16 protein-coding genes and 2 pseudogenes are annotated in these 19,829 nt (G+C 35.9%); 13 read left to right on the top strand and 5 right to left on the bottom strand.

From position 1 onward, the window contains the following. Nucleotides 1-68: 68 nt before the first annotated feature. The 5 genes and pseudogenes from HXV90_RS11740 to HXV90_RS11720 all read left to right on the top strand — a co-directional run bounded on the left by HXV90_RS11740 (nucleotide 69) and on the right by HXV90_RS11720 (nucleotide 8,546). Nucleotides 69-1,646, top strand: a complete 1,578-nt coding sequence (locus HXV90_RS11740; protein WP_048392002.1) for a peptide chain release factor 3 — start codon at nucleotides 69-71, stop codon at nucleotides 1,644-1,646. A gap of 195 nt (nucleotides 1,647-1,841) precedes the next feature. After that, the gene (locus tag HXV90_RS11735) at nucleotides 1,842-4,895 is read left to right on the top strand and encodes an efflux RND transporter permease subunit (RefSeq protein WP_269898989.1); all 3,054 of its coding nucleotides are present in this window, start codon (nucleotides 1,842-1,844) and stop codon (nucleotides 4,893-4,895) included. A 19-nt stretch (nucleotides 4,896-4,914) separates the two neighbouring features. Continuing rightward, nucleotides 4,915-6,000 carry an SDR family oxidoreductase gene (locus tag HXV90_RS11730; RefSeq protein ID WP_269898988.1) on the top strand — a complete coding sequence of 362 codons (1,086 nt, stop codon included), beginning with the start codon at nucleotides 4,915-4,917 and terminating at the stop codon, nucleotides 5,998-6,000. Between the two features lie 325 nt (nucleotides 6,001-6,325). Next, nucleotides 6,326-7,081 (top strand): TerC family protein, encoded by a 756-nt coding sequence (locus HXV90_RS11725; protein ID WP_054549805.1) that lies wholly within the window; start codon nucleotides 6,326-6,328, stop codon nucleotides 7,079-7,081. A 110-nt stretch (nucleotides 7,082-7,191) separates the two neighbouring features. Continuing rightward, nucleotides 7,192-8,546: pseudogene (locus HXV90_RS11720) on the top strand (TrkH family potassium uptake protein). Nucleotides 8,547-8,886: 340 nt separating this feature from the next. Here the strand turns inward: HXV90_RS11720 and HXV90_RS11715 are convergent. Continuing rightward, nucleotides 8,887-10,616 (bottom strand): annotated as a pseudogene (locus HXV90_RS11715) (B12-binding domain-containing radical SAM protein). A 259-nt stretch (nucleotides 10,617-10,875) separates the two neighbouring features. Here HXV90_RS11715 and HXV90_RS11710 point away from each other — a divergent pair. Then, nucleotides 10,876-12,294: a PAS domain-containing sensor histidine kinase gene (locus HXV90_RS11710; protein ID WP_269898987.1), complete on the top strand. Its 1,419-nt coding sequence runs from the start codon at nucleotides 10,876-10,878 to the stop codon at nucleotides 12,292-12,294. A 122-nt stretch (nucleotides 12,295-12,416) separates the two neighbouring features. Continuing rightward, entirely contained in the window at nucleotides 12,417-12,863 is a 447-nt protein-coding gene (locus HXV90_RS11705) for a MarR family winged helix-turn-helix transcriptional regulator (RefSeq protein WP_004224579.1), read from the top strand. 84 nt (nucleotides 12,864-12,947) lie between these two features. Here the strand turns inward: HXV90_RS11705 and HXV90_RS11700 are convergent, their stop codons facing one another. From HXV90_RS11700 to HXV90_RS11690, 3 genes are all read right to left on the bottom strand, one after another. Beyond that, a complete protein-coding gene (locus HXV90_RS11700) occupies nucleotides 12,948-13,640 on the bottom strand; it encodes a hypothetical protein (RefSeq protein WP_257961544.1) in 693 nt (230 codons plus the stop codon). A 61-nt stretch (nucleotides 13,641-13,701) separates the two neighbouring features. Then, nucleotides 13,702-14,319, bottom strand: coding sequence for a CPBP family intramembrane glutamic endopeptidase (locus HXV90_RS11695; RefSeq protein WP_004224581.1), 618 nt, complete (start codon nucleotides 14,317-14,319; stop codon nucleotides 13,702-13,704). Nucleotides 14,320-14,398: 79 nt separating this feature from the next. Further along, nucleotides 14,399-14,587, bottom strand: a complete 189-nt coding sequence (locus HXV90_RS11690; RefSeq protein ID WP_004224583.1) for a YkvS family protein — start codon at nucleotides 14,585-14,587, stop codon at nucleotides 14,399-14,401. A gap of 123 nt (nucleotides 14,588-14,710) precedes the next feature. Between HXV90_RS11690 and HXV90_RS11685 the strand changes: the two genes are divergently transcribed. From HXV90_RS11685 to HXV90_RS11675, 3 genes are all read left to right on the top strand, one after another. Continuing rightward, entirely contained in the window at nucleotides 14,711-14,899 is a 189-nt protein-coding gene (locus HXV90_RS11685; protein WP_048391995.1) for a hypothetical protein, read from the top strand. Nucleotides 14,900-14,991: 92 nt separating this feature from the next. Further along, nucleotides 14,992-15,168: an aspartyl-phosphate phosphatase Spo0E family protein gene (locus HXV90_RS11680; protein ID WP_004224595.1), complete on the top strand. Its 177-nt coding sequence runs from the start codon at nucleotides 14,992-14,994 to the stop codon at nucleotides 15,166-15,168. Nucleotides 15,169-15,468: 300 nt separating this feature from the next. Continuing rightward, the gene (locus HXV90_RS11675) at nucleotides 15,469-16,335 is read left to right on the top strand and encodes an NAD(P)-dependent oxidoreductase (RefSeq protein ID WP_048391994.1); all 867 of its coding nucleotides are present in this window, start codon (nucleotides 15,469-15,471) and stop codon (nucleotides 16,333-16,335) included. Nucleotides 16,336-16,403: 68 nt separating this feature from the next. Here HXV90_RS11675 and HXV90_RS11670 read toward each other — a convergent pair whose 3' ends face one another. Beyond that, nucleotides 16,404-16,796 carry a DoxX family protein gene (locus HXV90_RS11670; RefSeq protein WP_259951165.1) on the bottom strand — a complete coding sequence of 131 codons (393 nt, stop codon included), beginning with the start codon at nucleotides 16,794-16,796 and terminating at the stop codon, nucleotides 16,404-16,406. Nucleotides 16,797-16,955: 159 nt separating this feature from the next. Between HXV90_RS11670 and HXV90_RS11665 the strand changes: the two genes are divergently transcribed. From HXV90_RS11665 to HXV90_RS11655, 3 genes are all read left to right on the top strand, one after another. Continuing rightward, nucleotides 16,956-17,276, top strand: a complete 321-nt coding sequence (locus HXV90_RS11665; protein ID WP_016992449.1) for a winged helix-turn-helix transcriptional regulator — start codon at nucleotides 16,956-16,958, stop codon at nucleotides 17,274-17,276. Nucleotides 17,277-17,479: 203 nt separating this feature from the next. After that, nucleotides 17,480-18,802, top strand: a complete 1,323-nt coding sequence (locus HXV90_RS11660; RefSeq protein WP_269898986.1) for an MFS transporter — start codon at nucleotides 17,480-17,482, stop codon at nucleotides 18,800-18,802. 65 nt (nucleotides 18,803-18,867) lie between these two features. Beyond that, nucleotides 18,868-19,770 (top strand): chemotaxis protein, encoded by a 903-nt coding sequence (locus tag HXV90_RS11655; protein WP_048391990.1) that lies wholly within the window; start codon nucleotides 18,868-18,870, stop codon nucleotides 19,768-19,770. Nucleotides 19,771-19,829: the final 59 nt, after the last annotated feature.

Here is a 19,829-nt window from a genome sequence, read left to right as displayed (position 1 = left end):
TAAAAAGGTTGTACGAAAGGCAAGTCTTCTTTTATTATTATTAAGTATGAAAAAAGGAGAATGACGAGATGAATTCAAATTTAGAACAAGATATACTATCGCGTCGTACTTTTGCCATTATCAGTCACCCTGATGCTGGGAAAACGACGATTACAGAAAAGCTTTTACTTTTTGGTGGTGCCATTCGTGATGCAGGTACAGTAAAAGGTAAAAAAACAGGTAAATTTGCAACATCGGACTGGATGGAGATCGAAAAACAACGTGGGATTTCGGTTACTTCATCTGTCATGCAATTCGATTATAATGGCTCTCGTGTGAATATTTTGGATACCCCTGGTCACCAAGATTTCTCGGAAGACACATATCGTACATTGATGGCTGTAGATAGTGCCGTCATGGTAGTGGATGCTGCCAAAGGGATCGAGGCACAGACTTTAAAGCTATTTAAAGTTTGTAAAATGCGTGGTATTCCTATTTTTACATTTATTAATAAGTTAGACCGTCAAGGGAAAGAGCCGCTTGAATTGATCGAAGAGCTTGAAGAGGTATTAGGTATCAATGCATATCCTATGAACTGGCCAATCGGTATGGGTAAAGAGTTCCTTGGTATTTATGATCGTTACAATAAACGCATTGAGCAATTCCGTACAGATGAAGCGGAACGTTTCTTACCAATTGACGACAATGGGGAGCTTGCTGTGGAGCATCCAATGAAGGTGACTTCTTATTACTCACAAGCAATGGACGATATTTTACTTTTAGATGAAGCGGGAAATGCATATTCTGAGGAAAAAATTCGTCGTGGGGAATTAACACCTGTATTCTTTGGTTCAGCATTAACGAACTTTGGTGTTCAAACTTTCCTGGAAACCTATTTACAATTCGCACCGACGCCGCAGCCAAGAATTACTGAAGATGAGCAGTTTATTGATCCTGTGGAGCATGATGAGTTTTCAGGTTTTATTTTTAAGATTCAGGCCAATATGAATCCAGCACACCGTGATCGTATTGCCTTTGTACGTATTGTTTCTGGTAAATTTGAACGTGGAATGAATATGACGTTATCTCGTACAGGGAAGTCATTTAAAGTCACACAATCTACACAGTTCCTTGCAGATGATCGTGAGACAGTAGATGAAGCAGTTGCTGGCGATATTATTGGTTTATATGATACAGGAACATACCAAATTGGAGACACTGTTGTAGGTGGCAAGAAAACATTCCAATTTGAAAAATTACCACAGTTTACACCAGAATTATTCGTCCGTGTCACGGCGAAGAACGTTATGAAATCAAAGCAATTCCATAAAGGGATTTTACAATTAGTGCAAGAGGGTGCTATTCAATACTATAAAACGCTGCATACAGAGGAAGTTATACTTGGAGCAGTTGGTCAATTACAATTTGAAGTATTTGAACATCGTATGAAAAATGAATACAATGTGGAAGTAAAAATGGAGCCAATTGGTTCGAAAATCGCACGCTGGATTGAAAATGAAGAGGATGTCAAAGAATCAATGTCATCAGGTCGATCAATGCTTGTAAAAGACCGTTTTGACAATCTTGTTTTCCTATTTGAAAATGAGTTCGCTATGCGTTGGTTTGCAGATAAAAACGAAAACATTAAACTTTATAGCCTTTTATAATTATAAAACACGAATCGACAATTTTGCGATTCGTGTTTTTTTGCAAGGAAAAATGACACTGTTTGTAGAATATATACATTATTAGGAAATATAAGTTTCCTTAGAGATAGTATCTCAATAACGGGAGCTTATTTATAAAATAATCTCCTTTTCGGCTATCATAGAAAGGAAGAGGTAGAAAAGGAGTTTGTTTATATGAATATTAGTCATTTTTCTATTAAAAGACCTGTCTTTACGATTGTTACTATGCTTTTTGTCATCATACTAGGCGGTGTATCTTTATTAAAAATACCGATTACGTTAATTCCAGAGTTAAATCCTCCTATTGGAGTGGTTGTCACCTCTTATCCTGGGGCAAGCCCGACGGAGGTAAATGAAAAGATAACGAAGCCATTAGAGGCTACACTTGCCACCTTACCTGGTATCAAAAAAATCCAGTCAACCTCCCAGGAAGGCTCCAATTTAATTGTGCTTGAGTTCAACTGGTCCACAAATATTGATGTTGCCCAACTTGATATTTTACAGCGAATTGATATGACCCCATTGCCTAATGATGCTGGCAAGCCTAGTTTCCTAAAATTTGATCCGTCTCAATTTCCTATTATTCAGCTGTCTTTACGTGCGGAAAATAATCAAGTAGATGTACGTGTATTAGCAGAGCACTTAGAGAAGGAACTGCTACGGACAGAGGGTGTTGCCAGTGTGAATGTTTCTGGCAAATTGATTGATGAAATCCAAATAGAATTGGATGAAGCAAAGCTAGTTGAAAAAGGCTTGACTCAGACAGACGTGATGCAAATAGTTCAAGCGAATAATGTGTCTCTTCCTGGTGAGCCTGTTTCAACAGATGATGGCAAAATGCTAACAACACGTATAGTTAGCACATTATCTTCTCCGGAAAGCATTGCCAATTTAATTGTTTCGGTGGACCCTTTAACGGGCAAATCATTAACCATTGGTGATCTTGCAACCGTTGAGAGGACAGAACAACAATCTATTACCACAACACGAGCAAATGAGCATCCAGCTGTTCTTATGTCTGTATTACAGGAATCTGGTGCAAATACGGCAGAGGTTTCTAAGGATTTCCAGAAGGCCTTAGAGACATTACTAAAGAAAGATCAGTATAAAGGTATCACAGCAGATATTTTAATTGATCAAGGTAATTATGTGGATTTAGCGATTAGTAATATTGGCTCTTCCTTACTTTTAGGTGGATTATTTGCGATGTTCATCCTATTTGTTTTTTTACGTAGTGTAAAGAGTCCGATCATTATTGGTATTGCGATTCCTTACTCCGTTATTGTCACATTTGTTTTGATGTTTTTTGCGGATTTTTCTCTCAATATTATGACATTAGGTGCTCTGGCACTTGGAATTGGTATGCTTGTGGATAATGCCATAGTCGTTATTGAGAATATAGAAAGACATCTAGGACTAGAAAAAGACCCGATAACTGCAGCAAAGGAAGGAACAAAGGAAGTAGCCCTTGCCATTACAGCTTCCACTTTAACCACAATAGCAGTATTCATTCCTGTTATGTTCATCGAAGGATTGATTGGTCAAATATTTACAGAGTTTGCCTTAACAATCTCATTCAGCTTAATTGCATCTTTAGTAGTTGCGCTTACAGTCGTTCCGATGCTAGCAAGTCGACTTTTAAAAATGAAAAACAATAATTTTTATGTACAACGCAGTAAATCACGTTTTTATAGGCATTACAAGGCGTCAATTGTATGGGTACTAAAGCATCGAATGCTTATACTGCTTTTTACAGTGGTTTGCTTTAGTCTTTCTTTGTTTGGACTGACTAGAATAGGTACTGAATTTTTACCGCCTACAGATGAGGGGTTCACCTCTATAAGTGTCAATCTTGAAAAAGGTGTCGCTGTATCAGAAACAGAAAAGATTGTTAAGCAAATTGAGGAACGTTTAAAGCAGGAAAAGGATGTAGATGTGTATGTTAGTTTAATTGGCGGTACACAACAATCCCAAGCACGTGGACAAACTAGCGCCAACCAAGCTGAGATATATGTAAAGCTTGTCCCATTAGCAGAAAGGCAACGTTCCATTTTTAAATTTGTAGAAGAGCTAGAACAAGATATACAGGGAGAGCTTGAAGAGCAAGCTGAAATTACATTTAATGTATCGACAGCTACAGGATCGTCACCACACACCTTAACATTCCGTTTAACAGATTCCGATGAACAGAGGCTACAGCAAACTGTTAAGAAAGTGCAGCAGGAACTACTAGCGATTCAGCAAGTGACAAATGTCTCTACGGATTTAGATAATACTGTTCAAGAGATTCAAATTGAGGTTAATCGTGAAAAAGCAAAAGACTATGGTTTTGCTCCAGCACAAATCGCTCAAACTGTAAATCAAATGACAAAAGGTCAATTAACGTCCCAATTGATTACTGATGACGGCGCAGTATTACCCGTTTATACAGGTTTTGGGCAGTCATTTAATACGAGTATAGATGCTTTAAAAGCCATGCAGCTGCGTTCGCCAGCAGGATTATTTGTAAAATTAGAGGAAGTGGCTACTGTTTCTATACAAGAGGGGCCGGTATCCATTCGTCGTTCTGATCAAGCAGCAGCAGTGGCCTTTTTTGTAGATTATGAAACAAAGGAATCGTTGGGAGGAATCTCTGCAAAAGTAGATAAAGCATTAGAACAAGTTAATTTACCATCTACTACTCAAATTGTGTTCAGTGGGGACAGAGAGCTCTATGATAGTGCAATTGATGATATGTTACTAGCTGTGATGCTAGCCATCGTGCTTGTATATATTGTGATGGCAGCTCAATTTGAGTCATTTAAATATCCGTTTGTTATCATGTTTACTGTCCCATTAATGATCATTGGTGTGGCGATAGCTATGTTCCTAACAAATACTTTAATTGGTGTAACCTCAGTTATCGGTATCCTAGTGCTAGTAGGAATAGTCGTAAATAACGGTATTGTGCTGGTAGATTATATTAATCAGCAAAAGGCAATGGGCATGCCAGCTTATGAGGCAATTTTACTTGCTACCCAAGATCGGCTTCGTCCAATTTTAATGACAGCCTTAACAACTATTTTAGGGCTTTTACCACTCGCACTGGGCATTGGAGAAGGGACCGAGATGAATCAGCCAATGGGGATTGCTGTTATCGGAGGGCTTGTGACCTCAACTTTATTGACGCTGTATATTGTACCGATCATTTACAGTTTAATGGATAAAGATACAAGAAAGATGCACTAGGGTCAAGGGGGAATGGGAGATGAAGGTTCATTTTTTTACAGGTTTTCCTGGTTTCATTTCGAGTCAGCTAATTCGAGCATTATTTCAAAAGAAACAAGCACAACAAGTAATTACCATCGTATTGGCTGGTGAAACCATAAAGGCACATAAAGAAAAAAACAAAATATTAGAGGATTTTCCTGACTGTTCGATTCGAATTGTGGAAGGCGATATTACACTACCAAACCTTGGATTAGAAAATCAAATCATCAAAGAAATTGTACCGCAAATTGAAGTGCTTTGGCATTTAGCTGCTATCTATGATTTAGCTGTACCACGTGATATTGCCTGGAAGGTAAATGTTCATGGTACAACAATGGTTAATGATTTTGTTCGCACCTTACCAAATATACAGCGCTATATGTATTTCAGCACTGCCTATGTGGCTGGTACACGTGAGGGCATACTGCGTGAAAATGAATTAATCCGACCAAGAGCATTTAAAAACCACTATGAGGAAACAAAATATGAGGCTGAGCACCGAGTAGAAGATTTAAAATCGGAAATACCATTGACAATAATTAGACCTGGAATTGTTCGTGGTCATTCCCAAACTGGTGAAACCATTAAATTTGATGGTCCTTATTTCTTCTTAAACTTAGTTGAACGTTTAAAGGGTTTACCTTTTATTCCGTACATTGGTCAAACTTCATCGACAATTAATGTAGTGCCAGTTGATTATATTATAAATGCTTCTACTTTTCTGGTTAGTGAACAGAGTGCAGAAGGGAAGACACTTCATTTAACTGATCCTAATCCTCACCCTGTACAGGAGGTATACCGTACAATGGTGAAACTAGTTACAAATTCTTATCCAAAAGGACGTTTACCATTTACATTGGCTAAGCTTTCATTGCAGATTCCATTTATTCGAAAAAAATTAGGTGTCGAACAAGAAACATTAGATTATTTAACATGGAATGCTTCATTTGATACGACTGAAGCACATCATATCTTACAAAAAGGTGGTATTACATGTCCTGATTTTATACAGACGATGCCAAAAATGATTGAGTTTTATTTAGCACATAAGGAAGAGAAGAGCTATCAAATTCAGATTAAGTAACGAAAAAAACATATAGATATTTTTGTCAGTTGTAAATGATAGTGCTATAATATTTGAAAGAAGATACCTTCGACAATTTGTCAAAGGGGAGTAGCTAACAGGTAATTAACTTTCCCTGGTTTCACATTCGTCAAGACATGGTACAACCATCGGGTGTGATAGTGAATGGCTCTATACGTATGACGTGTAGATTGAAGTACCATAAATAGAAAGGGTACGAATTTACTTAGCGAGACCTTTGCCTGAATTAGGGCAGGGGTTTTTTTCTTTTATACTTGAATGACAGGGTCATTGAGGGTATAGAGAGCTTAGAGGAGGCACTAGAATGGAAGCGATTTTATTACAATATGGCTGGGTGTTAATTGTCCTTGTTGTATTAGAGGGATTACTAGCAGCTGATAACGCGGTAGTAATGGCTGTTATGGTGAAGCATTTACCACAAGAGCAGCAAAAAAAGGCATTATTTTATGGACTATTTGGAGCATTGATATTCCGATTCTCCGCATTATTTGTTATTACAGTTTTAGTGAATTATTGGCAAATACAAGCGGTCGGTGCAGCTTATCTATTATTTATGTCTGCGAAAAATATATATGATTTACGAAAACATAAAGATGAAGAAGAAGCAGCAACCGAAAATGGTGGAAAAAAGGGTTCTGGTTTCTGGTTAACAGTACTAAAAGTAGAGGCTGCCGATATAGCATTTGCTATTGATTCGATGTTAGCAGCCGTTGCAATTGCTGTAACTTTGCCACACTTAGGTGAATTTGATATTGGTGGCATCAATGGCGGTCAGTTCATTGTGATGCTCCTTGGTGGATTTATTGGTGTCATTATGATGCGGTTTGCTGCCCAATGGTTTGTAAAAATATTAAATGATTACCCTTCACTTGAAACAGCGGCATTTCTAATCGTTGGCTGGGTAGGTGTGAAGTTAGTTGTCTTAACATTGGCACATGAGAAGGTGGGAATATTGCCTAAAGAATTTCCACATTCCACGGCATGGGAGTTAACATTCTGGATTGTCCTAGTAGGTATTGCTTTTGTCGGCTATTTAGTCGGTGTAAGAAAGAAAAAATAAGTAGATGAACGTTGGAGGAATAGTTATCACTATTCCTCTTTCTTTTTTATGTATTTTTTCTATACTATAATCTATCTAGTTGGGCATCATATGTGGGAGGAGTTGTTAAAGTGCCTTGGAAAAAATCATCAAATAAACTAGTCACACCATTTCAGGTACTTGTTTCTTATTATTTTATAGCGATAGCGATTTCCTTCCTGTTATTACGGCTTCCAGGCGTTCATCAAGAAGGTGTAAAAGTCTCTTTTTTAGATAGCTTGTTTACAGCAGTAAGTGCAGTAAGTGTTACTGGGTTAACAACCATTAATATTTCGGAAACCTATACTACCTTCGGGCTTGTAATGATTCTTGTTATTTTACAGTTAGGCGCCATTGGTATTATGTCACTTGGTACCTTTGTATGGCTGCTTGTTGGGAAAAAAATAGGCATGCGTGAGCGTCAGTTAATCATGATTGATCATAACCAGTACAGTGTCTCTGGTGTTGTTAAATTAATCCGCGAAATTTTAAAAATTTTATTTGGCATTGAATTAACGGGTACCATTATTTTAACGCTACATTTTACCAATTATTTTGATACGTTAGAAGAAGCCTTTTTACATGGAATTTTTGCCTCTATTTCTGCTACGACAAATGGAGGATTCGATATAACGGGAATGAGCTTACTCCCATTCCATGATGATTATTTTGTACAGATGGTTACCATGGTACTGATTGTATTAGGTGCTATCGGATTTCCGGTATTAATTGAATTGAAGACTTTTTTGCTTAATCGACGCGAGAATTTCCGTTTTAGTTTATTTACTAAAATTACTACTTCAACATACGCTATTTTATTTATAGTTGGTGCGCTTGTCATTTTACTCCTTGAATCATTCCATTCTTTTAAGGAAATGTCTTGGCATGAGGCATTATTTTCAGCAATGTTCCATTCTGTATCAACGAGATCAGCTGGATTGACTACTTACGATGTCACGACTTTTAGTGAAGCTACAGATATATTCATGAGCTTCCTGATGTTCATTGGCTCTTCCCCAAGCTCAGTTGGTGGAGGTATTCGCACCACAACTTTTGCCTTGGCCATTTTATTCTTAATTACCTTTGCTAGAGGAAGAGAGGATATCCAAGTATTTGGACGAGAAATTCATTGATTGATGTCTTCCGATCATTTGTTGTAATTTTATTAGCATTTTTCATGGTATTAGTTGCAACCCTTATCTTGCTTATAACAGAGCCACAAGCATCTCTTATTCAAATTATTTTTGAAATTACTTCAGCGTTCGGTACATGTGGTATGTCGTTAGGCATAACATCTGATTTATCAGTGGTTGGTAAAATCATTATCATTATTTTAATGTTTATTGGTCGAGTTGGATTAATATCATTCCTTTATACTCTTGGGGGTGGCGGAAGAGGAAAGAAATCAGGCTTCCACTATCCGAAGGAACGCGTAATTATTGGTTAAATTTTTAAAGTATGTGAGGCATTAAGTAAGGAGAAATTCCATCGTAACCTCATATAAAAGTAAAAATTATTATCTTGTCATAAAATATTCAAAAAATTTAAACTTTTATTTCCTGATTAGATAGATTGTTTTTTGGGCATTTTTTACAAAGTTTTATCAATCTTTGTTTAAGGAATTTGACCTATATTGGTAAGGCTGGCTATGAGTACTTAACTAACCGAACAATGAAGGGCAGAAGGAATAAATTTAGCAGTCTTTATTGTTACTATGAGGATTTAAGAATCGTTTAAGTAATAAAAAAAGCTAGTCCTGATAGTTATGACAGGACTAGCGTTTCTTATTAGTTAGAGTAGATTGTTGCAAAGTAAGGTGCTTGACCATGTCGGAAATAGGTTAACAGATAGCCATTTTTTTGTACAATTTTGCCATTTGCAAACTCTTGGTAATCAAGAGCATGAGGGATAATCAAGGTATGCTTAAACAACTCTTTTTCAGTTAACTTAAAGTTAGCAAATTCCTCGCCTGCGATAGCTGGATCTTCTCGTAAAGCGTGATAAAGGGCTTTTTGTTGCTCTTCTGTAGGACGCTCATTCCACCATAGCTTCCGTGGTTGGAACTGCTGAGCCATTAAGTAATCAAGCTGCATTAAACTCTGGACAATGTTTAAATTCACATCATCAATCGTTTCTAAAAACATTAATAAACGACGGAATAAATCCTCTAGCTGATGGCCAATACGAGACCAACCTTTTGTTTCCCAATATGTTCCGAAGTTTTGGAAGAAATCAAATGGTGTATCAAAGACCTCTGTAACCAAGTATTCAATCGTATGATCCATACGGTGATCATTCCAATACTTTTCAAGAACATCCTCTGCATGCTTAATACGGACGATATCATCAAATGTTAGAACATTATTTGAAAAGATTTCGTAAGGAGATAGATCCACATAGGTATAGCCAAACTTCTCGGCTTCTAATCGAAGTCCTGTGCCGCGTAAAAGTTTCAAAAATCCAAGCTGTAACCTCTGGCCGCATTGCAAAGACATCATTAAATGTTTGACGAAAACTAGCGTAATCTCCTCTGGTAAACCAGCAATTAAATCTAAATGTTGATCTTTTTCCGCCATCTTTCACCATAGTAACTGTTCGCTTTAGTTTTTCAAAGTTTTGACGACGTTTTACAAGAGTATTTGTTAATCGTTCGTAGATTGAACACCTATTTCGAATCTGAACAAACCTTTTGGTGCATTATCATTTAAGAATTGAATGACTTCAGGCGCATTATATCAGCCGTGATTTCAAACTGGAATACAACACCAGGTTTGTGTTCATCAATAAAAATTGGAACATTTCCATTGCGTAGCTACGACTGATATTGAAGGTGCGATCCACAAATTTAATTGTTCGAGCTCCGTTATCCAGTAAGAAACGAATATCCTCTTTTATTTTTTCACGGTTAAAGTATCGGACGCCAACTTCAATAGAAGATAAAAAAATTGGCAGCTAAATGGGCAGCCTCGGCTTGTTTCGATATATTGAATTCGCTTACCTAGATAGGGAAGATCCTCCTCAAAACGAAAGGACTTGGTAATTCGCGCAAATCAATTTTAGGTGGCATAGCGTGAATCTTGACTTTCTCGTCCTCTAAATAACAAATACCAGGAACATCTTCTAACAATATTTCACCGTGGAAATAGCGCAGTAATTGTTTAAATGAAGTTTCTCCTTCACCCATCACAATGAAGTCTACCTCAGGTATTCGACGTAACCAATGGTGACAATCATAAGAAACCTCAGGTCCCCCGAGCAGAATTTTAACATTTGGACAGACAGTTTTTAACATCTTGATAACGTGAATTGTTTCTTCGATGTTCCAGATATAGCAACTAAATCCAACGATATCAGGTTTTTTTTGGAATAAATCTGATACAATATTAAAAGCAGGGTCTTTAATAGTATACTCTGCTATAATTGGATTAAACTCCGGTAAAGCTGCGCCTTTTAAATAGCGCAATGCTAAATTTGTGTGAATATACTTTGCATTCAAAGTAGTTAAAATAGTATTCATGCAATAATCTTCCTTTCAACATCCTATTGTATCAGTCAAGTATCTGACATACAATATAATTCTTTTTACCTATTTATTTTGTGAACGGTTCGTGAAATAATTTAAAATACTTAAATTTACTAAATTTTGTAATAATAGAATCGTGCTGTCATAAAGTATAGTAAAGGCTCAAAATTCGATTTTAGAGGTTTTTACTCTTTTGAAAGGTTCGGTGAGAAAGTTGAAGCAAAATGATATTAATCAATGTTTTGGAAATCTTATGAAAAGTACTTCGTCACCAACACTTATACTCAATAAAGCAGGGAAAATTTTAAACGTCAATGAGGCTGCTATCAATCTTTTCAATCTTAATTTAACCTATATTGGCTATTTAGCTATGGACGAGCCATCTAATTTTAAATGGACTAAGTTCGTCAAACAGTTACAAAATGATTTACGTTCAGAGGAAATTTTCAATATTCGCACAGTTGGAAATGACTACGAAATGTTATCTTTCAAATGCTTTTACGATCCTAAAACAGAGGAAATTGTTGCGCAAATTTCAACATTAAATGATGATGTTGCCCATAAATTATATGTTAGCCAAGCACATGAGAGAGCGCAATCTTTTAATGCCTACGATTACTTACCTTATGCTGTTATTGTTAGTGACGCTAGTGGTATTATTCTTGGGCTAAATAAATATGCGGAAATGTTTCTGAAAGTTGAAAATTCGCAGCTTCTTCATAAAGCGCATCAGCATATATTTGATTCATTTACATTGAAAAAGGGGCAAATTACAACCTACCTTTCTAAGTTAATGGGTGAAAAACATGCAAGCATTCATGTAGTCGATGAAACACAAGTAAGCAGAACTTGCTATTATGAAATTTCAAGTATTTTTGATGAATACAATAATATTATTGTCACTGTGATTAATGATGAAACAGAGAAGAAGCAACTTCAACATAAAGTTGAGCATCAGCAAGCATTAAACGTTGTGGGACAGATGGCAGCGAGTATTGCACATGAAATTCGTAACCCATTAACTTCTTTAAAGGGTTTTACTGAATTACTAAAATTAAATGCTGATGATGAATCACGCATGTATCTCTCTGTTATTGACAGTGAGCTTCAACGGATGGAACAGATCTTATCCGAATTATTAGTATTGTCTAAGCCAACAACGATGAAAGTGGAATTATTAGAACTGGATCATATTGTAAAGCAAGTCATTGAGTTTATGCTACCAGATGCACTCATGAAAAATATTATGATTCAGTATATTTCAACCTCTAATCAAGTCTATATTGGCGGCAACGAGAATCGACTAAAGCAAGTGCTGATGAATTTAATTAAAAATGCAATGGAATCCATGAATAATGGTGGTACGATTACCGTCGAAATGGCAACAAATGACTGTGCGATTGTCGAACTTATGATAAAAGATGAAGGTGTTGGCATGGACAGCACGACACTTCAAAACCTATTCCAGCCTTTTTACACGACAAAATCAACAGGGACAGGACTGGGCCTTGCTTTCGTGAAAAAGGTGATTGAAGAACATGAAGGAGTAATTGGCGTTAGTAGTGAACTACAGAAGGGGACATGCTTCCATCTGCAGTTTCCAATTTACACATTCAATCAGATGGATACAATGGAAGTATCCACAAAAGATTCTGCTTATTTAGTAACATAAAGAAAGTAAAAATGGTTGCATAATGAACAACAAAACCTTCTAAATCATATATTGCTTTTGACAATGCTTTTCTAATGTCGCTATAATGTCATGTATAAAGAGCGAAGTGAGAGGAAAAGAATATGCCGTCAGAAGATCTAAAACAATCTTTAAAATTATATATTGTATTATCACGTGCACTAAAAGCAATTAATGAAACAACACATCAATTATTTCAGGATAATGGTTTAAACCCAACTGAATTTGCTGTTCTAGAACTTCTCTATCATAAAGGAAGACAGCCATTACAGCAAATTGGCAATAAAATTTTGTTAGCCAGTGGGTCTATTACGTATGTCATTGATAAGCTAGAGAAGAGAGGTTACTTATTACGAGTATCTTGTCCTGCTGATCGTCGTGTTACGTATGCAGAAATCACCCCTGAAGGTGAAGCTTTTATGGGAGAGCTGTTCCCAAAACACGAACAGCATTTGCATGAATTAATGAGTGTACTATCCCCAGAAGAAAAAGAGCAAGCTATTACGTTATTGAAGAAAATTGGCCTTTCTATCAAAGACCTATCTTATTAAAAAAGTTGTCTCATTGATTTGAGACAACTTTTTTGTGATCAAATAGAAGGACGATAGACTATGTCTATCGTCCTTAGCATTTTATTATTTTTTAGATATAGTTGCTGCCATATTAAGCATAGCATCTGTTAAATCTTGTTCATCATTATCATGAATAGTTAATTTTGTAATGAGACCATCTTTCTCAAGGACAACCCCAATTACTTTCTCAGTGTCGAAGTCCACAACATAACCCTCGATATTTTGAACATCTTTAAATGCTGTTAATTCCTCAGCAGTTAGAGCTACTGTTTCACCCACTGCGTTCATATAATCTTGCATAGTTGTTTTTACTTCTTCAAAGCTCGATTGTGAAGCTTCAATTGTTTCAATACGCATAAACACTTCGTCATCATCATTGGACACTAACATGTCTTTACCAGGCTCTTCTTGTGTCAGTGTAAAACCAGGAAGCTGTTGTAGTTTATAGCTTTGATCAACACTTGCTGATTCAGTTGCCTTTTCAGTTTTATCTACACCTTTTTGGACGTATTTTACATCTTGTTGAGGCTGTTTAGAAGCATCCTCTGTATTTGTATCATTTGATGCAGGTGTATCTTCTTCTTCCTCATTTGATTCACCTGCTGTATCATCTCCAGATGGTTTTTGATCGGCAGCAGTATTTGATGGCTCATTTTGTTGAGCATCTGAATCCCCTGTTTTATCAGATGTATTACACCCTACAACTAATACGGCTGTTAGTAATAATGCAAGAATAGAAACTAATTTTTTTTGCATAAAAAACCCTCCTTTTCTAAATTAAACGTTAGTAAAGATAAAATGTTTCCAAATATTAATGTTATGATGTTAACGGCAACACTAAAAATAATAATAGTACAAAAACGACATGAGCTACAATAACAAGTGGCATACTTTTACGCCATTCATATAAGAAGCCCCAAATAATGCTTGTTACCAATGCAGCAATGACACCAAGCATAAATCCGCTAAGGGCAATTGATACAGCACATAATACTGCGGTAACTATGACAGCCAGCGGTGGGCGCATAAAACGTTTTAACTGCTGTTGGATATAACCACGCCAAAATAATTCTTCACCTATGGCAACGATAAATACGAGTAAAACATAGTGCCAAATATTTTGTGGTCCGTAGCTTGCTAAAAATTTTTGAACGGATTGTACTAAGTTATTATTAATATATGGAGCGAGCCAGTAACCAAAGCGAATAATACCATATGTGATGGTACCGTATCCAATACCAAAGAGTAAAAATTGCCATGTAGGTAATTGATCTTCAATGGAGCCAGCTAAGATGGCAATGGCAATACATACTAGTAGAGTGAATGCATACATGTACCAAAATACAGCTTGGTTAGCAAAGGTAAAAGCAAGCATACCATAAACGAATAATAAAGAAAGGAGAAATAGTATTGTTTGTTTCGAATTTGTTAGCATATTCGACCTCCATACCTTAATCTTATCAAAAAAATAGTCCCTTATCATCTATTAAGACAAATAGGGACTATTCAGACTATTAAGCTTCATTAGTATATAAAATTTTATATCGTTTATGATTGACGACCGTTTTTTCTTCAATTTCAAGGGAATCAAAATTCTCCATATATGTTAAGTTAACGATCACCGAATTTTCATTTACCTTTTCTACAATACCTTGGAGACCATTTTTAAACTCGATAATATTTCCAACTTCAGCTATTTTCACAGACAGTCAGCTCCTTCATCGACTAATAATATACAGTTTGCATGAAAAATTGGTAAACGTAAAGCTTTTTTTAAATAATTCATAATTTATTACACAAATGAGGCAAAGAGAGGAATAAAGTTCATGGAAAAATACGAAAATATGCTTAAACAATTACAAAATGGGGAAAGAGAAAGTATTGAAATTCAAAAGGAAGAATTTTACGAATTTCGTGAAATTCTTGTAAAACACCCATTATTTAAACATTATAGAGGTGAGGCCAAGCAAAATGGGCGAATTATCTATACTTATACTGAAACACCTAGAAGTTAATTTGTCGAACATTGTCGTAAGTTAATGCTGTAAGAAATAAAATATAAATGTATAATAATGGTATGATTATTTGTGTGTGGAGGGTTGTATGAATGGTCAATCTACTCTTGAAACAAATGGAACAAACTCGTGAGATGATGATTCGCTCAGGTGTAGAAAACGGGTTACAAAATGCAAAAACCATTCAACTGAGTCGCAGATTAGATCAGTTAATGAATACTTATTATAGACAGATGGCATTTGAAGAAGAAAAAGATCAAGAAGACTAAAAAAGATTGTTCCAGTATTCAGAGTAAAAAACATTTTAACATATATGTTTAAAATGCATTTCAATGGGGAATAACTTACTATGAACACAGCAACATTCTCATTTCCCCCTTTAGAGCAGTGATCCCCCAATCACTTGCTCTCTTTTTTTTGCTTATTCGGTATATATGCCCTACATATAAATTTTAGTACAAGTTGTGGGAAGAGTTTGAATTATTTCATTCCTTCACCTAAACTGAAAAGATATAGAGTTGGACTCTCACGGAGAGTACAGACATTCTAGAACAAAGGAGCATGTACATATGACAAAGAAACGTATTGCATTTATTGGAACTGGAGTAATGGGTGCTAGTATTATTAAGCATTTACTAAAAAATGGTCATGAAGTAACCGTCTATACTCGTACGCAAGAAAAAGCAGAGCCTCTTGTTGCCTTAGGGGCGTCATGGGCAAGCTCACCTGCTGAAGCATTTAAAAATCATGAAATTGCCTTTACAATGGTTGGCTATCCTTCAGATGTAGAGGAAGTATATTTTGGGGAAAATGGCCTCTTCCAAACAGCAGAACAAGGCAATATTGTCATTGATATGACGACTTCAGAGCCATCTTTAGCAAAGAAAATTTATATGTATGCTCAATCCATCGGTGTAGAGGCTTTAGACGCCCCTGTTTCAGGTGGGGATATTGGTGCTCAAAATGGCACTTTGTCTATCATGATTGGTGGCGATCAGGTCACATACGACAAGGTATTGCCAATTATGAAGCAATTTGGAGAAAATATAATTTATCAGGGTGAAGCAGGAGCTGGGCAGCATGCAAAGATGTGCAATCAAATTGTTATTGCCTCTGGTATGATTGGCGTGTGTGAATCACTAGCTTATGGACTAAAGGCAGGATTAGATTTACCTACCGTTTTACAATCGATCTCTTCAGGTGCAGCAGGTTCATGGTCTTTAAGCAATTTAGCCCCACGTATGATAAAAGAAGATTTTGCACCAGGCTTTTATATTAAACATTTTGTAAAGGATATGAAAATAGCTTTAGACGAGTCAAACAAAATGGGCATAACATTACCAGGACTTGCATTAGCCTATGAAATGTATGAGAAATTAATCGCAGCAGGCTATGGTGATAATGGTACACAAGCACTCTTAAAGTATTATAAATAATTCGCGATGGGATTCTGAATAGGAAACCTGAAGGCTCCTTAAATGGGAGACCTTCAGGTTTTTTTGTTTTACTCTTTCCCGAAAAGTTGAGAATCCAGTGAGAAGCTGGATGCGCCTGCGAGAGTAAAGTAAAGAGCTATTGCACCTAAAGCTAAATCTAATTCATAACCAGCCAATCCATCTGCCCCGATAAAGCCGATGCTAAGTTTTGCTGTAAAGATCGCCACAATCATTGTAATGGTTAATAAAGCACCAAATATTCTTGTTGCTAAACCTAAAATAATTGCAATTCCACCAACTAATTCAATAATTGCCACGATATACGCCATAAATCCTGGTATACCTAGGCTATCAAAGAATTCAGCTGTATAGCTAATGCCACCTTGAAATTTTTGAAAACCATGCACTGCAAAAATAACGCCTAGAACGATACGTAAAATTGTTGAACCAATATTTTGCATAATAAAGTAACTCCTTATCTTTTTTTTGCTTACAATTCGTAACTTAGTTTATTTTTAAAAACAACTTTTGTCAAGTAACTTAATGTATTTTTAGAACAAGTTTTTTTAAAAAGTGATATACTCTTAAATAGGAACTAATATACAAAGGGGGGAAGTCATTTGGATCAAAAAAATATTTGTCCGCGATTTGAAAAAGCACTCATGATATTAAATCATCGTTGGAATACACTACTTATTTATCAGCTATTAGATGGTCCGCAAAGGTATTCGACCATTAAAAATCAGTTGAATATTAGTAGTCGTGTATTAACAGAACGTTTAAAGGAGTTAGAGACTGAGCAAATAGTGCTACGTACAGTAATTCCATCAACACCAGTTGTCATTGAGTATGAACTAACGGAAAAGGGTTATGCTATTGCACCTGTGCTAAAAGCGATTGAGCAATGGTCCTCTGAATGGGTAACCATAGATATAGAATGATAAAAAGGTATTCAAGCGAGGGGCTTGAATACCTTTTTTGGTTTTACACAGAAAATAAGCGTTCAATTATCGACCATTTGGCAGTTATTTTTCAGTGAATTTACTGTTATATTGTAAATAATATTAATTTTCTTTAAAAAAAGGTATTTTTTATTTCAGAGAGAAATTAATTGTTTATTATAGAGAATGGAGAGGAGGGTTTTATGAAGAAGAGTACAGCTATAGACGTACAACATCGAAGTCAATTAGCCATTTATTTATCATTACCGATACTTTCATGGGCATTTTATGATTTTGCGAATACAATTTTTTCTTCAAATATAAATACAATATTTTTTCCCTTTTACATGGATGAGGTTTTAGGAACAAATGAAGTCATGCAACAAGTTGCGAGCACCTTTATATCTTATGCAAATGCCATTGCAAGCTTGTTGCTCGTTATCTTTTCACCCCTTTTCGGTGTGTGGATTGATAACACAGGTTATAAAAAGAGATTTATTGTATGGTTTGCATCCATATCTATTCTATTTACATTTATGATGGGAATTTTTGCTAATGTACAAACCACTGTCAATTACTCTGGTGTGCCTCTTAGTTTATTTTTGGTAGTTGCAAGTTTTGTCATAGCAAAATTTTTCTTTAATTCAAGTTTAGTATTTTACGATTCTATGATGGGTGATCTAGGGACAAAAGAAGAGATGCCACTCATTTCAGGGTATGGTGTTGCAATCGGGTATCTTGGTACACTTTTTGGATTACTTGTTTACTTGTATGTTGGTAACAGCGGTTTTCATCGAGCATTTATCCCAACAGCCATTCTGTATCTACTCTTTTCATTGCCATTATTCTTAATTAATAAAGATACACCGATCCCAAAGTCCCAACGAAAGTCCTTAAAGTTTTTAGATGGTTATAAAGAAATCATTCAAACATTTAAAGATATGAAGCAATATAAAGCAATCTTTACCTTTATGATTGCTTATTTCTTTCTAAATGATGCCATTGCTACAACGATTGCTATGATGGCTGTTTATGCGACAACGATTGTTGGCTTTAGTTCTGGACAATTTATCGTACTTTATTTGGTCTCTACTGTCTCAACAATCATTGGGTCACTTGCCTTTGGGTATATTACGAAATCAATAGGCGCTAAACGTGCCATTACAATTGTTGCACTTATTATGATTGTTGCTCTGGTATTCGCTGTTTTTGCTTCAGCACAATGGATGTTCTGGCTTGCTGGTAGTCTATTTGGTATATCACTTGGCTCAATGTGGGTGACATCTCGGACATATATTATTGAATTATCACCGAACGAAAAACGTGGACAATTTTTTGGGTTGTTTGCTTTTTCAGGTAAAGTATCCTCCATTATTGGTCCAGCTATATATGGAACTGTTACATTATGGATGAAGGATTATGGTACTATTGCTAGTCGTGTAGCATTATCAACGTTGATCGTTATGACTGTCGTTGGTCTATTGGTACATCTAAAAGTTAATGATAAAAATGGAAATAGCAAGTAGGAGAAATGTATTGCCTATGATACAATTGAATTATAAACAGATGTAGAGAAAGGAGCGGGGTTGCATTGGAACATAAAGGAATATTATTAGAAAGTGGCACAAATGAGCTAGAGATTGTTGAATTTGAAGTAGCAAACAATAAGTTTGGCATCAATGTTATTAAAGTAAAAGAAATTATTCAACCGATCCCAGTAACGTTTATCCCACACGCGCACCCGCATGTAGAAGGAATCATTCAATTAAGAGGTGAGGTATTACCTGTTGTAGATATGCTACGAGTATTAGGAATTCAAGGTGCTGAGCGTAATCCACAACAAAAATATATTGTCGCAGAATTTAATAAACAACGTGTCGTTTTCCATGTAGATAATGTAACACAAATTCATCGTATTTCTTGGAATCAAATCGAAAAGCCTTCAGATATGTATCAAGGGGGTACATCACAAGTAATTGGTGTGATTAAACAGAATGAGCAAATGATTCTATTACTAGATTTCGAAAGAATTATGGTGGATATCAATCCTGCATCAGGAATTAGTGTGGAATCTGTTAAAAAGCTCGGTAAACGTGAGCGATCTGGAAAGCGAATTTTAATTGCAGAAGATTCACCGTTATTACGTAAATTACTGTTTGATACTATGAGTGAAGCTGGTTATGACAATGTTGAATTCTTTGAAAATGGCCGCGATGCTTATGAATACTTAGAGGGAATTGCAAAGAGTGGTAGTGACATAGCAGAGCATATTCAATTGGTGGTAACGGATATTGAAATGCCACAAATGGATGGCCATCATTTAACACGAAAAATCAAAGAGCATCCCGATCTTCAAAAGCTTCCTGTTATCATTTTTTCAAGTCTAATTACAGATGACCTTCGTCATAAAGGTGATCAAGTAGGGGCTGAGGATCAAATAAGTAAGCCAGAAATTGCAGAGCTCATTTTACGTGTTGACCAACTTATTCTGTAATCACCATGGCTTACATGATACTTCTCAATTTTAATAATGGGTATCCTGCAAGTATAAAT

The sequence above is a fragment of the Lysinibacillus sp. JK80 genome (assembly GCF_027557635.1).
Lineage (GTDB): Bacteria > Bacillota > Bacilli > Bacillales_A > Planococcaceae > Lysinibacillus > Lysinibacillus capsici.
The sequence above is the reverse complement of the archived record's forward strand: the minus strand, read 5'-3'. Positions and strand labels throughout refer to the sequence as shown.